This is a genomic window from Ditibartonella apihabitans (assembly GCF_002007485.1).
Classification (GTDB): Bacteria; Pseudomonadota; Alphaproteobacteria; order Rhizobiales; family Rhizobiaceae; genus Bartonella; species Bartonella apihabitans.
Map to the genome: position 1 here is coordinate 849,553 of NZ_CP015820.1, position 18,480 is coordinate 868,032.

An 18,480-nucleotide genomic window follows, 5' to 3' on the forward strand; every position below is an offset into this window, starting at 1 on the left:
AGCTATCTGTCTTAACGTATCTGACTTGTTGAAGATGAAACAACATGCGCCGAACTCGCCGGTGTCAGAAGCGGAGCTTTTTGAAACTCGTCGATAAGCGATTGAATGACTTTTGATGAACTGGGCGAGAGCACCTGCGGAAGATCAGGAGCAATATTTTCGTTTGCATTATCGTCTTTAGATTTTTTTGCATTGGAAAGAATTGAATTTTCAACACCGAATAGCGGTTTGATTGTAATATTCTGATGGGCGTAAAGCATAATACGATCCCACATCATCGCCGGAACGACACCGCCAAAAGCACGGTTCATTGATGAAAAATCATCGTTTCCCATCCACACAGCGCCCGTATAATTTCCGGTAAAACCCACAAACCATGCGTCACGATAAGCTTGCGATGTTCCTGTCTTGCCGGCAACGAGTGTCATTGGCAATTGGGCACGTTTTCCCGAGCCACGTGTGGTCACGCCAACCATCATCTGGTTCATATAGGCTGCAGATTGGGCACTCATGACACGGTGAGGTTTATCACCATCACGCGACCAGTCCCATATGACCTTGCCGTCGGTCGTCATGACCTGTGTAAAACCGTGACGATTGCCTGCCATGCCGCCATTTGCAAAAACATTAAAACCGGTTGCCTGATCCATTGGTGTCATGTTGGATGTGCCGAGTACCATGGTTTTATGAGAAAAAATATTGGCATCAATACCCATATTTTTAATGAGGTCGCGGATCGGCTGGGTGTCGCGGTTAAGATATTGATATGTAATACGAACTGGTACCGTATTGATCGAGAAAGCCAAAGCGGTCGCAAGATCGACATTGCCGCTATAACGTCCGGAATTGTTTTTAGGAGACCAGCCGCCCCAATTGATCGGCGCATCCGAAATGATTGTCTTCGGGGTCAATCCACGTTCCATGGCTACAGCATAGACATAAGGTTTGAAAGACGAACCCGGTTGTCTTCCGCCTTGGGTCGCACGGTTGAATTGACTTTGTTGATAGTCACGCCCGCCGACAATTGCCCGTACCGAACCGTCATTGTCCAAAATAACGGCTGCTGCCTGGGTAGCCTTATATTGTGGGCCATATTGCTGAAGATGATATTCAATTGATTCTTCGGTTGCTTTCTGGATGCCTTGATCAAGCGTGGTGCGCACAATGACATTATGATTGGGCAATTTATTGCCGAGTTTGCGTACTTCGTCAAAAGCCCAATCAAGAAAATAGTTTGGCTCGTTATTATCCAGTTCTGTTACAACACTTGCAGGGTGACGTCTGGCACCGATAACTTGACCTTCCGTCATCAGACCGTCGTCAACAAGATTGGACAATACCACATTGGCGCGTGCCCGTGCGGCTGGCAAATTGACGTGGGGGGCATATTTGCCGGGTGCTTTGAAAAGGCCGGCAAGCATTGCAGCTTCTGCAAGCGAAACGTCGCGAATATCTTTTCCGAAATAAAACCGCGATGCGGCGGCAATGCCGAAAGCGCCACCGCCCATATAGGCGCGGTCAAGATAAAGCTGCAATATCTGCTTCTTGGAAAGATTGGCTTCGAGCCATATAGCCAGATATGCTTCCTTGATCTTGCGCTCGAGCGTTCTTTCGTTGCTCAGAAAAAGGTTCTTGGCTAATTGTTGAGTAAGCGTGGAACCACCCTGAACCACCCCGTGAGCACGTAAATTCTGGCTAAATGCCCGTGAAAGGCCGTAAAAATCGATTCCCCAATGCTCGAAAAAACGGCGGTCTTCCGTTGCAAGAACGGCTTTTATGACAAAATCGGGCATTTCTTCAATCGGTACCGGTTCACCATGTAAAGAACCGCGACTTCCGATGTAATTACCGTGCCTGTCAAGAAAATTGACGGCAAAATCTTCCGGTGAATGCCAGTCCTTTTTTGTCAATGTAAAAACAGAAACGCCGATGAACGTGAAAATGGCAAAACCGATGAGACCAAGAGTTAATCCTTCGTCGAGAATTTCGACAAGCAATCTTTTAAAGCCACGTACACGAAAGCGACGTGAAATGATTGTCGCATTTTCCCAGAAGGTGGAAAGGCCGCTGCGAAGACGGTAAAAACCCGTATCGATTAGCGAGTCGAGTTCGATGAGACGTGGGCTACGGAAGCGCTTCCTTTTATTTTTGTTATGATTTTTTTTGAAGCCGAACATGAAACGCAATCCGTGTAAATGAATACGTTGTTAAACCAACGATAAATCGAGCTTTTATATTATCGTATCCGAACCAGGGAACGAAACAGTTTTTTCTCTCTTTAGGATTAAAATACGGTGAAAGGTTAAGATCGCAATCGAACAATTTTTCAATTGAACCCGACGCATTGTGATCACATTGAAAAATGGGCATTTCTCCTAATATTATAGAGAAACAACAACCGTAATTTGCAAAAAGCGGTTTTTTAAGGAATTATAGAATGTTGGATGGATCGGACAGTAAATAACGGGTTTGTTCATTTTATATTCAGGTTCAATAGGGTATGAGTGCACTATCATGAAAAAATATCTGTTTTTTTAATTATGACATCTCTTGCCGGCATAACAACAGCCCATGCAGCCGATTGTACAGAAGTGGGAAAGCGTGTTGCAACAGAGCAGGGCGGAACTTTGGCGCGCGCTACACTTGATACACAAAATGGCAATACATGCGTTGTCATTGTGCTGATACCTGCTCGTGATGGTGAGAAGCCGCGTCGCGTTGAAGTTGCTGTTCCCGCTAATTAGAATTGAGCCGGATAATAATCCATGCGAATTCTCGTGGTAGAGGATGATCGGGAACTCAACCGCCAGCTCGTTGCAGCACTCAACAGTGCAGGCTATGTCGTGGATCATGCTTATGACGGGGAAGAGGGCTATTTTCTCGGCGATACAGAAGCTTATGATGCGGTTGTTCTTGATATCGGTTTGCCGAAAATGGATGGTATCAGTATCGTCGAACATTGGCGCGAAAATTCACGGTCAATGCCGGTATTGATTTTGACAGCCCGTGACCGTTGGTCGGACAAAGTTGCCGGTATCGATGCGGGTGCCGATGATTACGTAACAAAACCTTTTCACATGGAAGAAGTTCTGGCACGTCTGCGTGCACTGATCAGACGCGCTTCAGGTCATGCTTCGAGTGAACTTGTTTGTGGCCCTGTGGTGCTTGATACCAAGACATCGCGTGTTACAGTCGATGACAACCAGATCAAGTTGACTTCGCTCGAATTTGCCCTTCTATCCTATCTCATGCACCATCAGGGGGAGATTATTTCACGAACCGATTTGACCGAGCATCTTTACGATCAGGATTTTGACAGAGATTCCAATACGATAGAGGTGTTCATCGGGCGGCTCCGTAAGAAACTCGGGGTTGATGTCATAGAAACCATCCGCGGTATGGGATACCGCTTGAAGTCTCCGGAAAAATAGCGGTGGTTTTCTGATGAAAACAGTCAAGGGCGAGACCGGATTTAAGCTTCTTTTTAAAACCGTTAGTAAATCGCTGGGGCTCCGCGTCAATGTATTTCTGACCTTGTGGATTATCGCGGCATTGGCATTTATCTCCGTTGTCAGTCTCGTATTTTATCGCCAATCCAACAATGATTATATGGAACGGATTTTAACCGCCCATCTCTATAGCCTGATTTCGGCAGTCAGTGTCTCGTCTGAGGGAAAATTACAGGGAAATCCGGAATTGGGAGATATCCGGTATTCTGACCCATCCTCTGGCTGGTATTGGGAAGTTGTTGCCCTATCGGGAAATTTGAAGGGCAGATTGACGTCTTCATCTTTAGGGGCACGCAAGATCTCTTCTCCAAGTGAAAAAACCGAACCTTTCGACCCGAAATTTTTCCGCTCCTATCGGACCAACGGGCCGGATAACCAGCATTTGCGGGTTGTGGAAAGCGACATTATTCTGGATAATAAAAACCGTGTTGCGCGCTTTCGGGTTATGGGCAACATTGATGAGACACGCGCCGGTCTCGATAAATTCAAAACAACGTTACTTCTATATCTGTCTTTGTTCGGCGTTGCGAGTATTCTAATAAATTTGGTGATAATCTATATCAGTCTTCGTCCTTTGCAACGCATACAACATTCATTGGCAGATATTCGCGCTGGTAAAGCCAATCATCTTGATACCGACTTGCCACTGGAAGTTATGCCACTTGTCGGAGAAATGAATGCTCTCATTGACAATAATCAACGTATTGTCGAACGTTTTCGTGTTCAGGTGGGAAACCTTGCCCATTCTTTGAAAACACCATTGTCGGTCATGGGCAATGAAATTGATCAGTTGAACGAGAAGAATTCAGCTCTTTCTTCTTCCGGCATAAAACTGTTGAAAGAACAGACTGGTATTATGCGCGCCCAGATTGAACGCTATTTGCAACGAGCGCGCATTGCCGCCCAACGCGATAGCGTCATTTATCGCACAGCATTGCGACCATTATTGGAACGACTTGTGAGAGTTATGGGTAAACTCTATCCTTCCAAAGAAATAACGTTCTCTATGAACGAGGCCGATATCATTTTTATCGGAGAAAAAGAAGATATTGAGGAGATGGTTGGGAATATACTGGAAAACGCGTGTAAATGGGCTAGAAAACATGTCGTTTTGCGGTGTGAAACGGCAAACGACAAAATGAGGGAAGCGGGCTCTGTACACCCGACGTTTGCACTTTCTGTTGAAGATGATGGACCAGGGCTTCCGACAAACCGGCGGCATGAAGCCCTTGAACGGGGAAAAAGACTGGATGAAAGCAAGCCCGGAACCGGACTTGGCCTTTCAATCGTTGCCGAACTTGTGGGCGAATATGACGGGAATGTCGAATTGTCGGTTTCTAAACTTGGAGGGCTTTGCGTAACCTTGCGGCTGCCTTACGCAAATTCTTGAAGCCCTTCAATCTCGAAGGCTTCGCCAATTTCAACAGTTTCACTAATCTCGAAAAACTCAGAGAACGTGATAAAAGCAAATATCCTCATGAGATGCCAATTTTCCGGATAGGGAAATCATTGCACTCCGAATAATTTCAGTGATGTGTGCTCGTGCTGCTCATAGCTATATACTGACCATGTGCTATTGCGTGGGCGACTTTTGTTTCATGGAATGGCAACTTGTAGCGCTCTCGCAATAATTCACCCTGTTGCGGATATTTATAGAGGCCACGTTTTTCCAGAAGCGGAATTACAGTTTCGGCAAAAACATCTATATCAAACGGCAATGCAGGAAAGAGCACGTTAAATCCGTCTGCAGCTTCGTTTTCAAACCACTCTTGCATTGTATCGGCTACCTCTTCCGACGTTCCCACGACAAGAAGATGTCCGCGTGAACACATGAAACGCTCGATCATCTCTTTTAGCGTAAGCTTGCGTAAACGTGCGTCGGCAAGTATCAGTCGCGTCCTGCTTGGTGTCTTTTCCTCATCGGCCAATTTCAGGAAACTATCCGGTAAAGCTTTATCAAGCGGGAATTCTGACAAATCTTTATCAAAAATATAAGAGAGACGGCGAATACCCGATTTCGGAACGGCAAAACTATTTAGATATTTAAATTTTGCTTCCGCTTCTTCGTGGGTCTTTCCTATAACCGGAACAATTCCCGGAAACACCAGTATATCATCATCATGACGGCCACTTTTTTTCGCCCGTTCTTTGATATCCCGATAATATTGCCGCGCGCCGGTGATATTGGATTGAACGGTAAATGCGAGATCGGCGTAGCAGGCGGCAAAGGAACGTCCGATTTCGGATGCTCCGCCTTGCGCCAACAAAGGCTTTACCTGAGGAGAGCGCGGGACAGTAAGCGGGCCGATAGAGCGCGTATACGAACCGGTATAATTGGCACCATGAACAGCCGAAGGGTCAAGGTAAAGGCCGGATTTCTTGTCGGCTATACGGGCTCCCGGTTGCCAGCTTTCCCAAAGAGCCATAACCGCATTCAAAACATCTTCCGCCCGTGCATAACGTTCCTGACACGGAGCAATGACATCCCGCCCGAAATTTTTTGCTTCCGACAATGTGGTTGATGTCACAATATTCCATCCCACGCGACCGTTTGAAATATGGTCAAGCGAAGCGAATCTCCGTGCTATGTGATAGGGATGATCGAATGTTGTTGATGCAGTACCGATAAGACCTATTTTTTCGGTGGTTGCAGCCAATGCCGAAAGCACAACAACTGTATCAAGTGCACCACTGACACTGTTTTTCGGTTCGTGCTGAAGAGCGAGAATATCTCCTAAAAATAAGGAATCGAACTGGCCTTTTTCGACACGTTTTGCAATATCGGTCCAGTAAGACAAGCGGGTAATTGCCAATGGATCGACATCCGGCAAACGCCAGGAAGCTATGTGACTTCCCAAACCGAACACCAAGGCGTTCAAATACATCCGCCGCATTGATCAGTCCTCTTATATTTTTAGCGGGAAAAATAGAATAATTGTTTCTTTTAATGCGGAATATACGTTATTTTGTTGCCAAAATTCCATAAAACATTCCGTGAATATCAATATCCCGTTGTTTTTTAATTGCTTTTTCTGCACATTATATTCCGCTTTGTGACGAAAAAAAGTTTTGTAATCTCGCCTTTAACCCGATATGAGAAACTCCGGTGGGCGAAATTTGATGGTGTCAGCATGAATATACGCAGTCTAGTCCTGTTGGTTTCGTTAGGAGTTTTATCAGCTTGCAGCCATGGTCGTGCACCCGCTGGCACTGTTGTTCCAGCAAATACACGTGTTATCTTACAAACAATGGGTAACGGATTATTGGGAGCATCCATACAATCGCTCTCTTCGGCTGATCGTAAACAAGCACTCGAAGCCGAATATAAAGCACTGGAATATACCGATGCAGGAAAAACAGTGAGCTGGACATCGACAAAGGAAGGAACATCGGGAAGTGTCACCCCCGGTCAACCCTATCAGGTCGGATCGCAAAATTGTCGCCAATACAGCCACTCTTTTGTCATTAATGGTGTTCCGCAAACGGTTCATGGTAGTGCATGTCGTAATGTAAACGGAACATGGTCGCCGCTCATTTGACACATTTGATCAATTAAAAGTGACATATTCAATCAATTTGGCGAGAGAAAATATCAAGGGTTCTGGTTTTTTCTGGAACGTTTCTATATTGAACTCATCATGACATTCTGGGTTTTTGTATCTATTTTTGTAACCATCGTTACTCTGGTTGTGCTCTATGCCGTAAGTAGCCCGAGAAAAAAAGGGCAGGAGCGGTCGGTTGTCGATTCCATTTCTTCCGACATTGAAATCTATAAGAACCAGTTGTCTGAAGTTGATGCGGATTTGCAAAGAGATCTCATCGATAATGAAAGTGCAGAAGAAGCCCGTCTTGAACTTGCCCGCAATATATTGGCTGCGGAAAAACAAAAAAAACAGGCAGATTTTATCAATAAACGCAGTCGTGGATTAAAAACGGTCATCACAGTGGCGATTTTTTGTGTCCCGCTGATTACAATTGGTTGTTATTTATTTTTGGGAAGCCCCGGTCTTGAAAGCCACCCTTTCAATGATCTCATGATGAAAGACCCCTCGAATTTGACTGCCGAAGAAAGGCTTGTCCGTACCGAAGCGCTTTTTGCGCGCAATCCCGATGACGGGAAATTGGCAGATGAACTGGCAACCGGCTATCTTGTAGAGGGACGTTTTCAGGATGCTGTCAATACATATGTCAGTGCCTTGCGGTTGAATGGAGAATCTGCCCCTCGGCTTGTTGGCTATGGTATGGCTCTTGCCGGTTATAATGGTGGAACAATCAACGAAGATGCCAAAGAAAGTTTTCAAAAAGCAGCAAAATTGGCACCCGACGATTTTTATCCGCGCCTTTTCATTGCTGAATCGCTTCGTCAAGACGGTCAATTCGATGAAGCCATTGCAGAATTGAAAAATTATCTTTCCGGTTCGGTTAAAGATAATGTCGCTCGCAAGCGCGTTGAAGACACAATCAAAGAATTGGAAAAAGCAAAAGCCGATTCCGCCTCGCATGGTCCTTTGACAGAAAAAGGAAAAGCCACCGCGCCCGCAGAAAACGGTTCTGTTGGCGAGCAAGATAAAATAAACAATGGCATTTACGCTATGGTTGGAAAACTTGCGCAAAGACTTGATCAAAATCCGGACAATCTTGAAGGATGGAAACAATTGATTCATTCTTGGCTCGTTTTGAAGGAAACCGAAAAGGCAAGAAATGCGTTAAAAGAGGGACAATCCAAACTTACAAAAGAAAAAGCGTTAGAGCTTGAAACTTATGCCAAAGAACAAGGGTTGGCGTTAAAGTGAAAGTCAGGAATACAAGATTATGAGCAATGAAACAGCCGTACGTTTGACAATCCAGAAAGGGTTGCGGCGTCGTAAGACCAAACGTCTGATGATGATATTGGGTGGGCTCATTGTGCTCGCGGTTGCTGCAGCGCTTGTCCTTTATGCTATGCGTGGCACGGCAAGTTTTTTTCGTATGCCTTCTGAAATAACGAGTGAGGATATTTCATCCGGCAGGCCATTACGCCTCGGTGGTTTTGTCGAAAAAGGATCCGTCAATAAAGAAAACGGAACCCGGATCAGCTTTGCAATTACCGATTTTTCAAACAAGGAAAACGTGAAATTCGAAGGCGTTCTACCTGATCTTTTTCGTGAAGGGCAGGGGATAATTGCCGAAGGACATTTTACCCCCGATGGCAATTTTATCGCCGATCGTGTGCTTGCAAAACATGATGAAACCTATGTGCCAAAAGATATTGTTGACAGGCTGAAAGCCCAAGGATTGTGGGAGGCCTATCAGAAACATGAGCGTTGAGATCGGTTCTCTTGCACTCTGTGCAGCACTCGCTGTAGCTCTATTTCAAACCATAATTCCGGCTATCGGGGTTTACCGTTCCGACCGTCGTTTAATAAATGCGTCTACACCACTTGCCTATCTCGTTTTCTTGTTGGTGCTTATAGCATTTGCAACACTAATTCACGCTTATGTGGTATCCGATTTTTCAGTCTTGAATGTTGTGCAAAATTCGCATTCAGAAAAACCTCTTCTTTATAAAATAACCGGTGTATGGGGAAACCATGAAGGCTCTATGTTGCTTTGGGTTTTCATCATCACCTTTTTTTCTGCCCTTATTGCGTTTTTTGGCGGTAATTTACCCGAGCGGTTGAAAGCGCTGATTTTATCGACGCAGGCTTCTATAACCTCGGCTTTCCTACTCTTTATTCTTTTTACGTCAAACCCGTTCATAAGAATTAATCCGCCGGCTTTGCAGGGGCATGATCTTAATCCTATTTTGCAGGATATTGGTCTGGCTATTCATCCACCGCTTCTTTATCTCGGCTATGTCGGTTTTTCAGTGTGTTTTTCTTTCGCAATTGCCGCATTGCTTGATGGACGTGTTGATGCAGCATGGGCGCGCTGGGTAAGACCATGGACCTTGGTTTCCTGGATATTTTTAACCGGCGGTATTATGGTCGGCTCCTATTGGGCCTATTATGAAATGGGGTGGGGTGGCTATTGGTTTTGGGATCCAGTTGAAAACGCTTCGCTGATGCCGTGGCTTGCCGGTACAGCGCTTCTCCATTCTGCAATTGTTCTCGAAAAACGTGGCGCCTTGAAAATCTGGACGCTGTTTCTTGCTATTTTAACGTTCTCGTTGTCATTGATGGGAACTTTCCTTGTCCGCTCCGGCATTCTCACCTCGGTACACAGTTTTGCTGTTGATCCGGCACGCGGGCGCGCCATTCTTGCCATTCTGTTTTTCTTTATCGGTGCGGCACTTGTTCTTTTTGCATTGCGTGCTTCGTCACTCAAAACCGGTGGTTTGTTTCGCCCGATTTCGCGCGAAGGTCTATTGGTTTTTAACAATCTGTTTCTCACCACGGCAACAGCGACTGTTCTGATTGGCACGCTTTATCCGCTGCTTCTCGAAACACTGACAGGACAAAAGATCTCGGTTGGTGCACCGTTTTTTAATTTGACTTTCGGGCCTCTCATGGTGCCGCTTTTATTGATGGTACCCTTTGGGCCTCTCATGGCGTGGAAACGCGGAGATATGCTTGCTGTTGTCGAGCGGCTCTTCGGTGTTTTCGTATTGGCAATTATTGCCACATTGATTGTATTTTACCAGACATCTTTTCGGTCAATCCTTGCCTCGTTAGGAATCGGGCTTTCTGCCTTTGTTTTCTTTGGGGGACTTTATGACCTCTGGTTCAAAAGCGGTACCAAAAATACAGACTTTTTCGTTCGGTTGAGGCGCCTTGGAAAATTGCCGAGGTCGAATTATGGCACTGCTTTGGCTCATATCGGTTTGGGCATCACATTATTCGGCATTGTTGCCGTTGCAACTTTCGGACAAGAAAACATTTTGCGGATTGAAGCAGGTCAAAGCGCAATGATAGCAGACAAAAAGGTCCTGCTTGAAGGTGCGCGTAATCTGAATGGCCCCAATTATTCGGAAACCCAATTCCAGTTTTCGATTTCGAAAGAGGGCAAGGATTTGGGAGGTGTCACAGCAGCCAAGCGCTTTTATCCCTCGCAAAATATGCCAACGACCGAATCCGGCATAAAAAATTATGGATTATCGCAACTTTATATTGCTCCGGGTGATGTTAATAACAAAGGTCTGGTGGTCCATATCTGGTGGAAACCGGAGGTAGTCTGTATCTGGCTTGGCGCAGTGTTTATGATGATAGGCGGAATTTTTTCGTTGTCGGATCGCAGGCTTCGTGTCGGAGCCCCGAAACGCGCAGCAACACGGAGCAAACGACCGGAAAAGAGGGCTTGATGCGGTTTTTTTCACGACTATTGGCTGCTTTCTGTTTCATATGTTTTATGAACAGTGCCGTGTTGGCCGTATTGCCTGATGAAGTGTTGCAAGATCAAGCACTTGAACAGCGCGCACGCGATATTTCCTCACATTTGCGCTGTCTTGTCTGCCAGAATGAATCGATTGACGATTCCAACGCACCACTCGCGCGGGATTTGCGGCTGATTGTGAGAGAACGTCTGAAGGCTGGTGACAGCGATAGTGAGGTTATCGACTATTTGGTGGCTCGTTACGGAGAATTTGTTTTACTCAAACCGCGTCTCAATGCGGAAACGCTCCTTTTATGGCTTGCTCCTTTGTTCATCATCGTAATTGCGGCTAGCCTGATCTTCTGGCGCTTTAAACGCCGTGAAAACAATAAATTGATGCCATTGAGCGAAACCGAAAAGAAACGTCTTGACGAAATCATGCGATCGAATAAGCAATAATTATCAAGGCTTTTTTTGTTTTTAATTTTTAAAATTTGCAAATTTTTCGCAACCTTACAGAATTTTAATAAAATGGACAGGCGGTGGTAAGGTTTGACATCTTATCTTTCCGTCAACATATGCGTTAAAGCGCAGTCTCAAAGGAGTTTATAAGAATGCAAATTTCCCCTATTCGCAAAACGTTGGCAGCAATTACCGTGTCAACGGCTTTGGCGGGAACAATGTTTTTTGCGGGTCCCGGTTTTTCTTTCAATAGTGCACAAGCCAAGCCGGTATTTGTTGAAGGTGTGCAGCAACAAAGCTTTGCCAATGTTGTCGAACAGGTGAAACCCGCAGTTGTCTCCGTTCAGGTTAAAAGCGACAAAAAAAATGAAGAACAGGCTTTTAGCGGCTTTTTCGGTGGCCCGGGAATAGATCAGCTTCCTGACGATCATCCGTTGAAACGCTTTTTCAAAGATTTTAATGAACACCAACGTCCCCAAAATCGTCGGGGACAGCGTGGAAAACCGCGGCCGATAGCGCAGGGGTCGGGTTTCTTTATTTCGGAAGATGGTTATATCGTCACCAATAACCACGTTGTTTCCGATGGCACAACCTATTCTGTTGTCCTTGACGATGGAACCGAGCTTGATGCCAAGTTGGTTGGAACAGACCCACGTACCGATCTTGCCGTGTTGAAGGTCAATGATAAGCGCAAATTCGTTTATGTCGATTTTGCCGACGATTCAAAAGTGCGTGTTGGCGATTGGGTTGTGGCTGTCGGTAATCCGTTCGGACTTGGCGGAACGGTGACGGCCGGTATCGTCTCGGCACGTGGACGTGATATTGGCGCCGGCGTCTACGATGACTTTATCCAGATTGATGCGGCAGTTAACCGTGGTAACTCCGGCGGGCCGACCTTTAATCTTAATGGTCAGGTTGTTGGCATTAATACAGCGATTTTCTCCCCTTCCGGTGGCAATGTCGGTATTGCTTTTGCTATTCCCTCGTCAACAGCAAAACAGGTTGTTGACCAGCTCATTAAAAAAGGTTCGGTCGAACGCGGATGGATTGGTGTTCAAATTCAACCCGTTACCAAAGAAATCGCCGATTCGATCGGTTTGAAAGAAGCCAAAGGTGCAATGGTTGCCGATCCGCTTGATGGGCCGGCAGCAAAAGCAGGTGTTAAAGCCGGTGATGCAATTATTTCTGTCAATGGTGATGAGGTTGCTGATGCTCGTGATCTTGCTCGCCATATTGCCAATATTACACCGGGTGAAACAGCAACGCTTGGCATTTGGAGAGATGGCAAACAAACCGATATAAAGGTCAAAATTGCCGCTATGCCGAAAGACGAGAACAAAAGCGATGGAAAGGTTATTCCAAACGGCGAGAGCGGTTCGTCAGAAACTCTTGATGATTATGGTTTGACAGTCACACCATCAGAAGATGGTCCGGGGCTGGTGGTCACCAATATAGATCCGGATTCCGATGCGGCCGAGAAGGGAATACGCCCTGGCGATGTTATTATGTCGGTCAATAACCGTCAGGTCAAAAAGGTTTCCGAATTTGTTGACGCTATAAAAGAAGCAAAGAAATCAGGACGTACCGCAGTTCTATTACAAGTCGAAAGCAATGGCCAAAATCGCTTTGTTGCTTTGCCAATTGCCAACAAATAGGCTTTAACCAACAAGAAAGGCTATGGCAAATTTTTGCCATAGCAAAACGTTGCTTGAGCAAAGAGAGGTGCCCTTTATGAAAGTTCTTGTTATTGAAGATGATCGTGAAGCAGCACGCTATCTTGAAAAGGCCTTGAATGAGGCCGGTCATTCTGCCGATGTTGCCGGTGATGGTGAAACAGGAGAGACACTGGCAGAAAACGGCAATTATGATGTTATGATCATCGATCGGATGTTGCCAAAAAAGGACGGGCTTTCCGTTATTATGGCATTGCGTGCCAAAGGCATTGAAACGCCGGTTCTTATTCTTTCGGCATTGGGACAGGTTGATGATCGGGTAACCGGTTTACGCGCTGGTGGTGATGATTATCTTACAAAGCCCTACGCTTTTTCGGAGCTTCTCGCCCGCATTGAAGTTTTGCAGAGACGAAAAAATCCCAAAGAAGCGGAAACGATTTATCGGGTAGGCGATCTTGAACTTGATCGGCTGGCTCACACTGCAAAGCGTGCCGGACAGGATATTATCCTGCAACCCCGCGAATTTCGTCTCCTTGAATATTTGATGCGTCATGCCGGACAGGTCGTCACGCGTACCATGTTGCTTGAAAATGTCTGGGATTATCATTTTGATCCCCAAACAAATGTAATTGATGTTCACATCTCGAGACTTCGTTCTAAGATCGAAAAAGGTTTTGATACACCACTCCTTCAAACAGTGCGTGGTGCCGGCTACATGTTGAAAGCGGTCGATAAGCCATCATGAACAGGATCAAAAGCTTGTTGCGCACAACAGCAGTGCGCTTGTCAGCCCTTTATATCATTCTTTTCGGGCTGGTTGCTGTAGGGCTTTCGATCTATATGACATCGCTTGCCATTTCTATGTTGACCGATCAGACCCAAAAGACTTTGAATGAAGAAATCGCAAATATCGAGCACGCCTATCAACATGGCGGATTACCTCTTCTTGTGCGCACGATTGACCGCAGGTCGCGTCAACCGGGCGCTTTTCTTTATCTTGTGGCCGATCCTCAGGGAAGATTTCTGGCAGGTAACGTGCAAAATATTGAACCGGGACTTTTGAACGGGAGCGGCTTGCTCAAGAATTCGGTATTTTATTCGCGTTTTGGCGACAACGGAGATAAGACCGAACACCGTGCTATTGCAGCCGTTATCGATTTGCCGAATGGTATGAAATTACTGGTGGGACGTGATATAAGCGAGCCGGAAAAATTCATCACCATTATAAGAAAAGCCCTGATGATTGCCTTTGCGGCAATGGCCGTCGGTGCGTTGCTCATCTGGTTTTTTGTTGGCAGGCGGGCATTGAAACGTATTGATCAGGTAACCGCAGCATCACAACGCCTTATGTCGGGTGACTTGAGCGGGCGACTTCCTGTTACTGGTGCCGGTGACGAGTTTGACAGGCTTTCTCACAATCTGAATATTATGTTGGAACGCATAGAGGAGCTCAATAGCGGCTTGCGGCAGGTTTCTGACAATATCGCCCATGATTTGAAAACACCTTTGACAAGATTGAGGAATCGCGCGGACGAGGCGCTTTCACGGCGTGATAAAGATGTTGATTATCGCCAGACTCTTGAGGCAATTATTGCTGAATCGGACCAGCTCATCCGTACATTCAACGCTATTCTTATGATCTCTCGTATTGAAGCAAGCACTGCTGTCGAGCATTTGGAGAAACTCGACGCTCGACCAATTGTCGAAGATGTCGCCGAACTCTATGGTCCGGTTGTCGAGGATGCCGGTGTCAAATTCGAGATGGGAAAAACGTTCGACGTAAATTTGTTGTTAAATCGGGAACTTCTGGCTCAGGCTCTGATCAACCTGATCGACAATGCCATCAAATATGGTGCGACCAGTAAACGAACACCGACAATATCACTGTCCATGAATGATAATGACGGTCATATCGAAATTATCGTTAGTGATAATGGCCCCGGTATTAATCCCGAAGATAGGGAAAGGGTCACCAAACGTTTTGTAAGACTGGAAGACAGCCGGACCAAGCCGGGGTTCGGAATCGGTCTGAGTTTGGCAAAAGCGGTCATGAAACTTCATGGTGGTGAGCTTATGCTCGAGGATGCTAATCCTGGACTGAAAGCAGTTTTGTCTTTTCCAAAATTGGCGGAAGAAAAAACAGATCTGAAAAAACTCTCATAAAAAACGTTTTTCCCGTAGGATTTTAGAAGCGGATAACTTCCTGATTTCTAAAAACGGTCAATCATTACATCAAAATCTGCGTTAGTCATTGCCAGTTTGAAGCAAATGGTTTTCTATCGTTTTCAATAGATATTGGATAGTCCGCTGAAAAAGCTGGAAATAAAGCAGGGAAGTTGAATACAGATGCAACAGGCTTTCTGGAAACAAACGTTAAAACATTTAACCCCGCTCAATGAAACCGGCCCCCAATGGTTGGCCGATATGACAGAAAAAGCTCGTGCAGATCATCTTGAAGAGCTGGCGGCTGAACTCGAAAACGGAAAAGGTCAGTCGGAATTTTTAGGCACAGTCATGACGCTTTCACCTTTTTTGCGTGAAACGATCATACGCAATCCGTCCTTTATCGCTCCGCTTGTTCATAAAGACATTTTGCAGCGTTTGAATGAAATTCTCGTTGATATCAGCAAGATCGATACAAGTGAGAATATTACCGAAGCGCTTTTAATGGCGGCATTACGGCAAAAGAAGCTTGAAATGCATCTCTTGATTGCTCTTGCCGATCTTGGCGGAATTTTTACTTCTGCAATGACTTCGGAATGGTTGACAAAACTTGCCGAAACGACATTAGGGGCGGCATTGCGGTTTTTATTACGGGATACCCACAATCAAGGAAAAATAAGTCTCGCCGATTATAACAATCCTGAAAACGATTGCGGACTTGTTGTTCTGGGGATGGGAAAACTCGGTGCACGTGAACTCAATTATTCATCAGATATAGATCTTATTGTCTTTATCGATGAAACTTCGTCCCATATCGGTGATCCCTATGAGAGTATCGATGTTTTTTCCAAAATGATGCGTCGGCTTATCCGTATCATGCAGGAACGCACTGCCGACGGTTATGTTTTTCGCATTGATTTAAGGTTGCGTCCTGATCCAGGCTCTACCCCACTTGCACTTCCAATCAGTGCGGCGCTTCATTATTACGAGAGCAGGGGCCAGAATTGGGAACGCGCGGCAATGATCAAAGCGCGGCCGGTCGCCGGAGATATCAAGGCAGGCGACGCGGTGCTGCATGAACTCTCTCCTTATATTTGGCGTAAATATCTTGATTATGCTGCTATTGCAGATATCCATTCAATCAAACGTCAAATCCATGCTTATAAAGGCCATGGGGAAATTGCTGTCCGTGGCCACAATGTCAAACTCGGACGTGGGGGAATCCGTGAAATAGAATTTTTTGTTCAGACCCAACAATTGATTGCTGGCGGGCGTTTTCCTGAACTTCGTGGGAGACGCACAGTGGATATGCTTGCCGAACTTTGTTCGCTCGGTTGGATTAGTGCGGATACGCGCGATGTTTTGACAGAGAAATATGCTTACTTACGCAATGTCGAACATCGCATCCAGATGCTGGAAGATGAACAGACGCATATTCTGCCGGAAGATGACGATGGCTTTACAAGCGTTGCTTACATGATGGGTTATACGAACACCAATGACTTTACACGCGATTTTCTTGAAACGCTGAAAACTGTCGAACACCATTATGCTGCACTGTTCGAACAGGAGAAAGAACTGGGTTCGGATGCTGGAAATCTGGTTTTTACCGGTGAAGATGATGATCCGGGAACGCTTGCAACATTGTCAAAATTGGGGTTTTCTCGTCCGAGTGATATTTGTCGCATTATCAGAACCTGGCATTTCGGACGTTATCACGCTACCCAATCTGCGGAGGCGAGAGAAAGATTGACCGAATTGACGCCTGCGCTTCTCAAAGCGTTCGGTGCTACCAAAAGAGCCGACGAGGCCTTGTCGCGTTTTGACGCTTTTTTACAGGGTCTTCCGTCCGGCATCCAGCTTTTTAGTCTTTTACAGTCCAATCCCTCATTGCTTGATATGCTGGTTCTCATCATGAGCTCGGCACCGCGTCTTGCAGATATTATTACCAGAAAGCCGCATATTTTTGACGGTATGCTCGACCCGGCAATTTTTGCCGAATTGCCGACAAAAACCTATTTGCAAAATCGGCTCGAATTTTTCTTGAGTGGTGTTACCAATTATGAAGATATACTCGACCAGTTGCGCCTTTTTGCAAGTGAACAAAGGTTTCTCATCGGTATCAGGCTTCTTAACGGTGCAATTGAAGGTGAACGCGCAGCACGTGCTTTTACAGATCTTGCCGATTTGATGATTGCCAATACACTTGCGGCAGTCGAACAGGAATTTTCTCGTGTGCATGGTTTTGTCAAAGGCGGTCGGGTCGGAATATTGGGAATGGGGAAACTCGGTAGCCATGAGCTTACCGCCGGTTCCGATCTCGATCTTATTTTGCTTTATGATTATGATAAGCAGACAGAAATGTCGGATGGCGAAAAGCCGCTTTATATTTCCCAATATTATATGCGCTTGACGCAACGTCTGGTTTCCGCATTGTCGGCACCGACCGGCGAAGGTGTTCTTTACGAGGTCGATTTGAGACTTCGCCCATCGGGAAACAAGGGGCCGGTTGCTGTACCGTTCGAAGCTTTTGGCAAATACCAGCGAAATGAAGCATGGGTATGGGAGCATCTGGCACTCACACGTGCTCGCGCTGTGGCCGGCGACCCAATGTTTTTACAACAACTCGAAGATGAAGTGGCCGCTATTATTGCTTTAAAGCGCGATAAGAAAAAGGTTTCCCATGATGTGCGCGAAATGCGCGAATTAATCGAGCAAGAAAAACCGTCCATCAATATATGGGATTTCAAAACGATGCGCGGCGGGCAAGTCGATCTCGAATTTATAGCCCAATTCGCGCTGATTACACACCAAAGCGAATTTGTTGTAGGCCGTACAACAGGTGAAGTTCTGGAAAGATTGCCTCAAGCATTTCTGTTGGTCTCCTCGGTTGGCGAACTTCATCATGCTTATCGTGTATATACGAATTTGAGCCAGATGATGCGGTTATGTCTTAACGAAAAGCTTGATCCGGATGACATGCCGCCCGGTCTTGCAGATCTCTTACAAAGAACTGTCGGCGAACCCGATTTGAGCCACGTTGAAAGCCTGATTGCCGAAATGGCAAACACCGTTGGTCAAATATTTGACGAGGTGGTGGTCTAATTGGCGCACTTCGTTTGTGAGCTGGTTTCATAAATAATACGACAATCAGAACGCTGTCCGGTATTTTTCCGAGTTATCAGGCGTTACTCTTGATAAATGGGCAGGCCAACACACTATCAGTCATGATAAACTGGCAGGCTGGAAAATTTCAAGAATTCAACGGAAATCTGCCTGTTATTTTTATGATTATTCGAACTTAAAGTTGGCTGAACGGTAAAACAAAAGGAAGAGAGGCCAACTATTCATAATTAATAGTGTAATAACAAAAGTGAGATATG

14 protein-coding genes are annotated in these 18,480 nt (G+C 45.8%); 12 read left to right on the forward strand and 2 right to left on the reverse strand.

Annotated elements, in window-relative coordinates:
- Positions 1 to 11: 11 nt before the first annotated feature.
- A complete protein-coding gene (locus tag BBC0178_RS03800; RefSeq protein ID WP_078039269.1) occupies positions 12 to 2,177 on the reverse strand; it encodes a transglycosylase domain-containing protein in 2,166 nt (721 codons plus the stop codon).
- Between the two features lie 363 nt (positions 2,178 to 2,540).
- Between BBC0178_RS03800 and BBC0178_RS03805 the strand changes: the two genes are divergently transcribed.
- Genes BBC0178_RS03805 through BBC0178_RS03815 form a run of 3 tightly spaced genes read left to right on the forward strand, consistent with a single transcriptional unit; the run spans position 2,541 to position 4,899 of the window.
- The gene (locus tag BBC0178_RS03805; protein WP_078040346.1) at positions 2,541 to 2,744 is read left to right on the forward strand and encodes a hypothetical protein; all 204 of its coding nucleotides are present in this window, start codon (positions 2,541 to 2,543) and stop codon (positions 2,742 to 2,744) included.
- A gap of 21 nt (positions 2,745 to 2,765) precedes the next feature.
- Entirely contained in the window at positions 2,766 to 3,431 is a 666-nt protein-coding gene (locus BBC0178_RS03810; RefSeq protein ID WP_077970857.1) for a response regulator transcription factor, read from the forward strand.
- A 13-nt stretch (positions 3,432 to 3,444) separates the two neighbouring features.
- On the forward strand, positions 3,445 to 4,899 hold the full coding sequence (locus BBC0178_RS03815) for an ATP-binding protein (protein ID WP_078039270.1): 1,455 nt from the start codon (positions 3,445 to 3,447) through the stop codon (positions 4,897 to 4,899).
- Between the two features lie 136 nt (positions 4,900 to 5,035).
- Here the strand turns inward: BBC0178_RS03815 and BBC0178_RS03820 are convergent, their stop codons facing one another.
- Positions 5,036 to 6,403 (reverse strand): LLM class flavin-dependent oxidoreductase, encoded by a 1,368-nt coding sequence (locus BBC0178_RS03820; protein ID WP_078039271.1) that lies wholly within the window; start codon positions 6,401 to 6,403, stop codon positions 5,036 to 5,038.
- Between the two features lie 237 nt (positions 6,404 to 6,640).
- On the opposite strand from BBC0178_RS03820, the gene BBC0178_RS03825 reads away from it, so the two are divergent.
- From BBC0178_RS03825 to BBC0178_RS03865, 9 genes are all read left to right on the forward strand, one after another.
- Entirely contained in the window at positions 6,641 to 7,048 is a 408-nt protein-coding gene (locus tag BBC0178_RS03825; protein WP_077970860.1) for an RT0821/Lpp0805 family surface protein, read from the forward strand.
- Positions 7,049 to 7,147: 99 nt separating this feature from the next.
- The gene (gene ccmI / locus BBC0178_RS03830) at positions 7,148 to 8,302 is read left to right on the forward strand and encodes a c-type cytochrome biogenesis protein CcmI (protein WP_078039272.1); all 1,155 of its coding nucleotides are present in this window, start codon (positions 7,148 to 7,150) and stop codon (positions 8,300 to 8,302) included.
- Between the two features lie 19 nt (positions 8,303 to 8,321).
- Positions 8,322 to 8,816 (forward strand): cytochrome c maturation protein CcmE, encoded by a 495-nt coding sequence (gene ccmE, locus BBC0178_RS03835; RefSeq protein ID WP_078039273.1) that lies wholly within the window; start codon positions 8,322 to 8,324, stop codon positions 8,814 to 8,816.
- Positions 8,806 to 10,788: a heme lyase CcmF/NrfE family subunit gene (locus BBC0178_RS03840; protein WP_078039274.1), complete on the forward strand. Its 1,983-nt coding sequence runs from the start codon at positions 8,806 to 8,808 to the stop codon at positions 10,786 to 10,788. The genes ccmE and BBC0178_RS03840 overlap by 11 nt, the downstream gene beginning before the upstream one ends.
- Positions 10,788 to 11,258 (forward strand): cytochrome c-type biogenesis protein, encoded by a 471-nt coding sequence (locus BBC0178_RS03845; RefSeq protein WP_078039275.1) that lies wholly within the window; start codon positions 10,788 to 10,790, stop codon positions 11,256 to 11,258. The genes BBC0178_RS03840 and BBC0178_RS03845 overlap by 1 nt, the downstream gene beginning before the upstream one ends.
- Positions 11,259 to 11,413: 155 nt before the next feature.
- The gene (locus BBC0178_RS03850; RefSeq protein ID WP_078039276.1) at positions 11,414 to 12,916 is read left to right on the forward strand and encodes a Do family serine endopeptidase; all 1,503 of its coding nucleotides are present in this window, start codon (positions 11,414 to 11,416) and stop codon (positions 12,914 to 12,916) included.
- Between the two features lie 76 nt (positions 12,917 to 12,992).
- On the forward strand, positions 12,993 to 13,679 hold the full coding sequence (locus BBC0178_RS03855; RefSeq protein WP_077973485.1) for a response regulator transcription factor: 687 nt from the start codon (positions 12,993 to 12,995) through the stop codon (positions 13,677 to 13,679).
- Entirely contained in the window at positions 13,676 to 15,097 is a 1,422-nt protein-coding gene (locus tag BBC0178_RS03860) for a sensor histidine kinase (RefSeq protein WP_078039277.1), read from the forward strand. The genes BBC0178_RS03855 and BBC0178_RS03860 overlap by 4 nt, the downstream gene beginning before the upstream one ends.
- Positions 15,098 to 15,280: 183 nt before the next feature.
- A complete protein-coding gene (locus tag BBC0178_RS03865; protein WP_078039278.1) occupies positions 15,281 to 18,202 on the forward strand; it encodes a bifunctional [glutamine synthetase] adenylyltransferase/[glutamine synthetase]-adenylyl-L-tyrosine phosphorylase in 2,922 nt (973 codons plus the stop codon).
- Positions 18,203 to 18,480: the final 278 nt, after the last annotated feature.

Bases quoted from the DNA above. Each gene is read 5' to 3' on its own strand.
- BBC0178_RS03800 (WP_078039269.1), bottom strand. From the start codon at position 2,177: ATGTTCGGCTTCAAAAAAAATCATAACAAAAATAAAAGGAAGCGCTTC.
- BBC0178_RS03805 (WP_078040346.1), top strand. From the start codon at position 2,541: ATGACATCTCTTGCCGGCATAACAACAGCCCATGCAGCCGATTGTACA.
- BBC0178_RS03810 (WP_077970857.1), top strand. From the start codon at position 2,766: ATGCGAATTCTCGTGGTAGAGGATGATCGGGAACTCAACCGCCAGCTC.
- BBC0178_RS03815 (WP_078039270.1), top strand. From the start codon at position 3,445: ATGAAAACAGTCAAGGGCGAGACCGGATTTAAGCTTCTTTTTAAAACC.
- BBC0178_RS03820 (WP_078039271.1), bottom strand. From the start codon at position 6,403: ATGCGGCGGATGTATTTGAACGCCTTGGTGTTCGGTTTGGGAAGTCAC.
- BBC0178_RS03825 (WP_077970860.1), top strand. From the start codon at position 6,641: ATGAATATACGCAGTCTAGTCCTGTTGGTTTCGTTAGGAGTTTTATCA.
- ccmI (WP_078039272.1), top strand. From the start codon at position 7,148: ATGACATTCTGGGTTTTTGTATCTATTTTTGTAACCATCGTTACTCTG.
- ccmE (WP_078039273.1), top strand. From the start codon at position 8,322: ATGAGCAATGAAACAGCCGTACGTTTGACAATCCAGAAAGGGTTGCGG.
- BBC0178_RS03840 (WP_078039274.1), top strand. From the start codon at position 8,806: ATGAGCGTTGAGATCGGTTCTCTTGCACTCTGTGCAGCACTCGCTGTA.
- BBC0178_RS03845 (WP_078039275.1), top strand. From the start codon at position 10,788: ATGCGGTTTTTTTCACGACTATTGGCTGCTTTCTGTTTCATATGTTTT.
- BBC0178_RS03850 (WP_078039276.1), top strand. From the start codon at position 11,414: ATGCAAATTTCCCCTATTCGCAAAACGTTGGCAGCAATTACCGTGTCA.
- BBC0178_RS03855 (WP_077973485.1), top strand. From the start codon at position 12,993: ATGAAAGTTCTTGTTATTGAAGATGATCGTGAAGCAGCACGCTATCTT.
- BBC0178_RS03860 (WP_078039277.1), top strand. From the start codon at position 13,676: ATGAACAGGATCAAAAGCTTGTTGCGCACAACAGCAGTGCGCTTGTCA.
- BBC0178_RS03865 (WP_078039278.1), top strand. From the start codon at position 15,281: ATGCAACAGGCTTTCTGGAAACAAACGTTAAAACATTTAACCCCGCTC.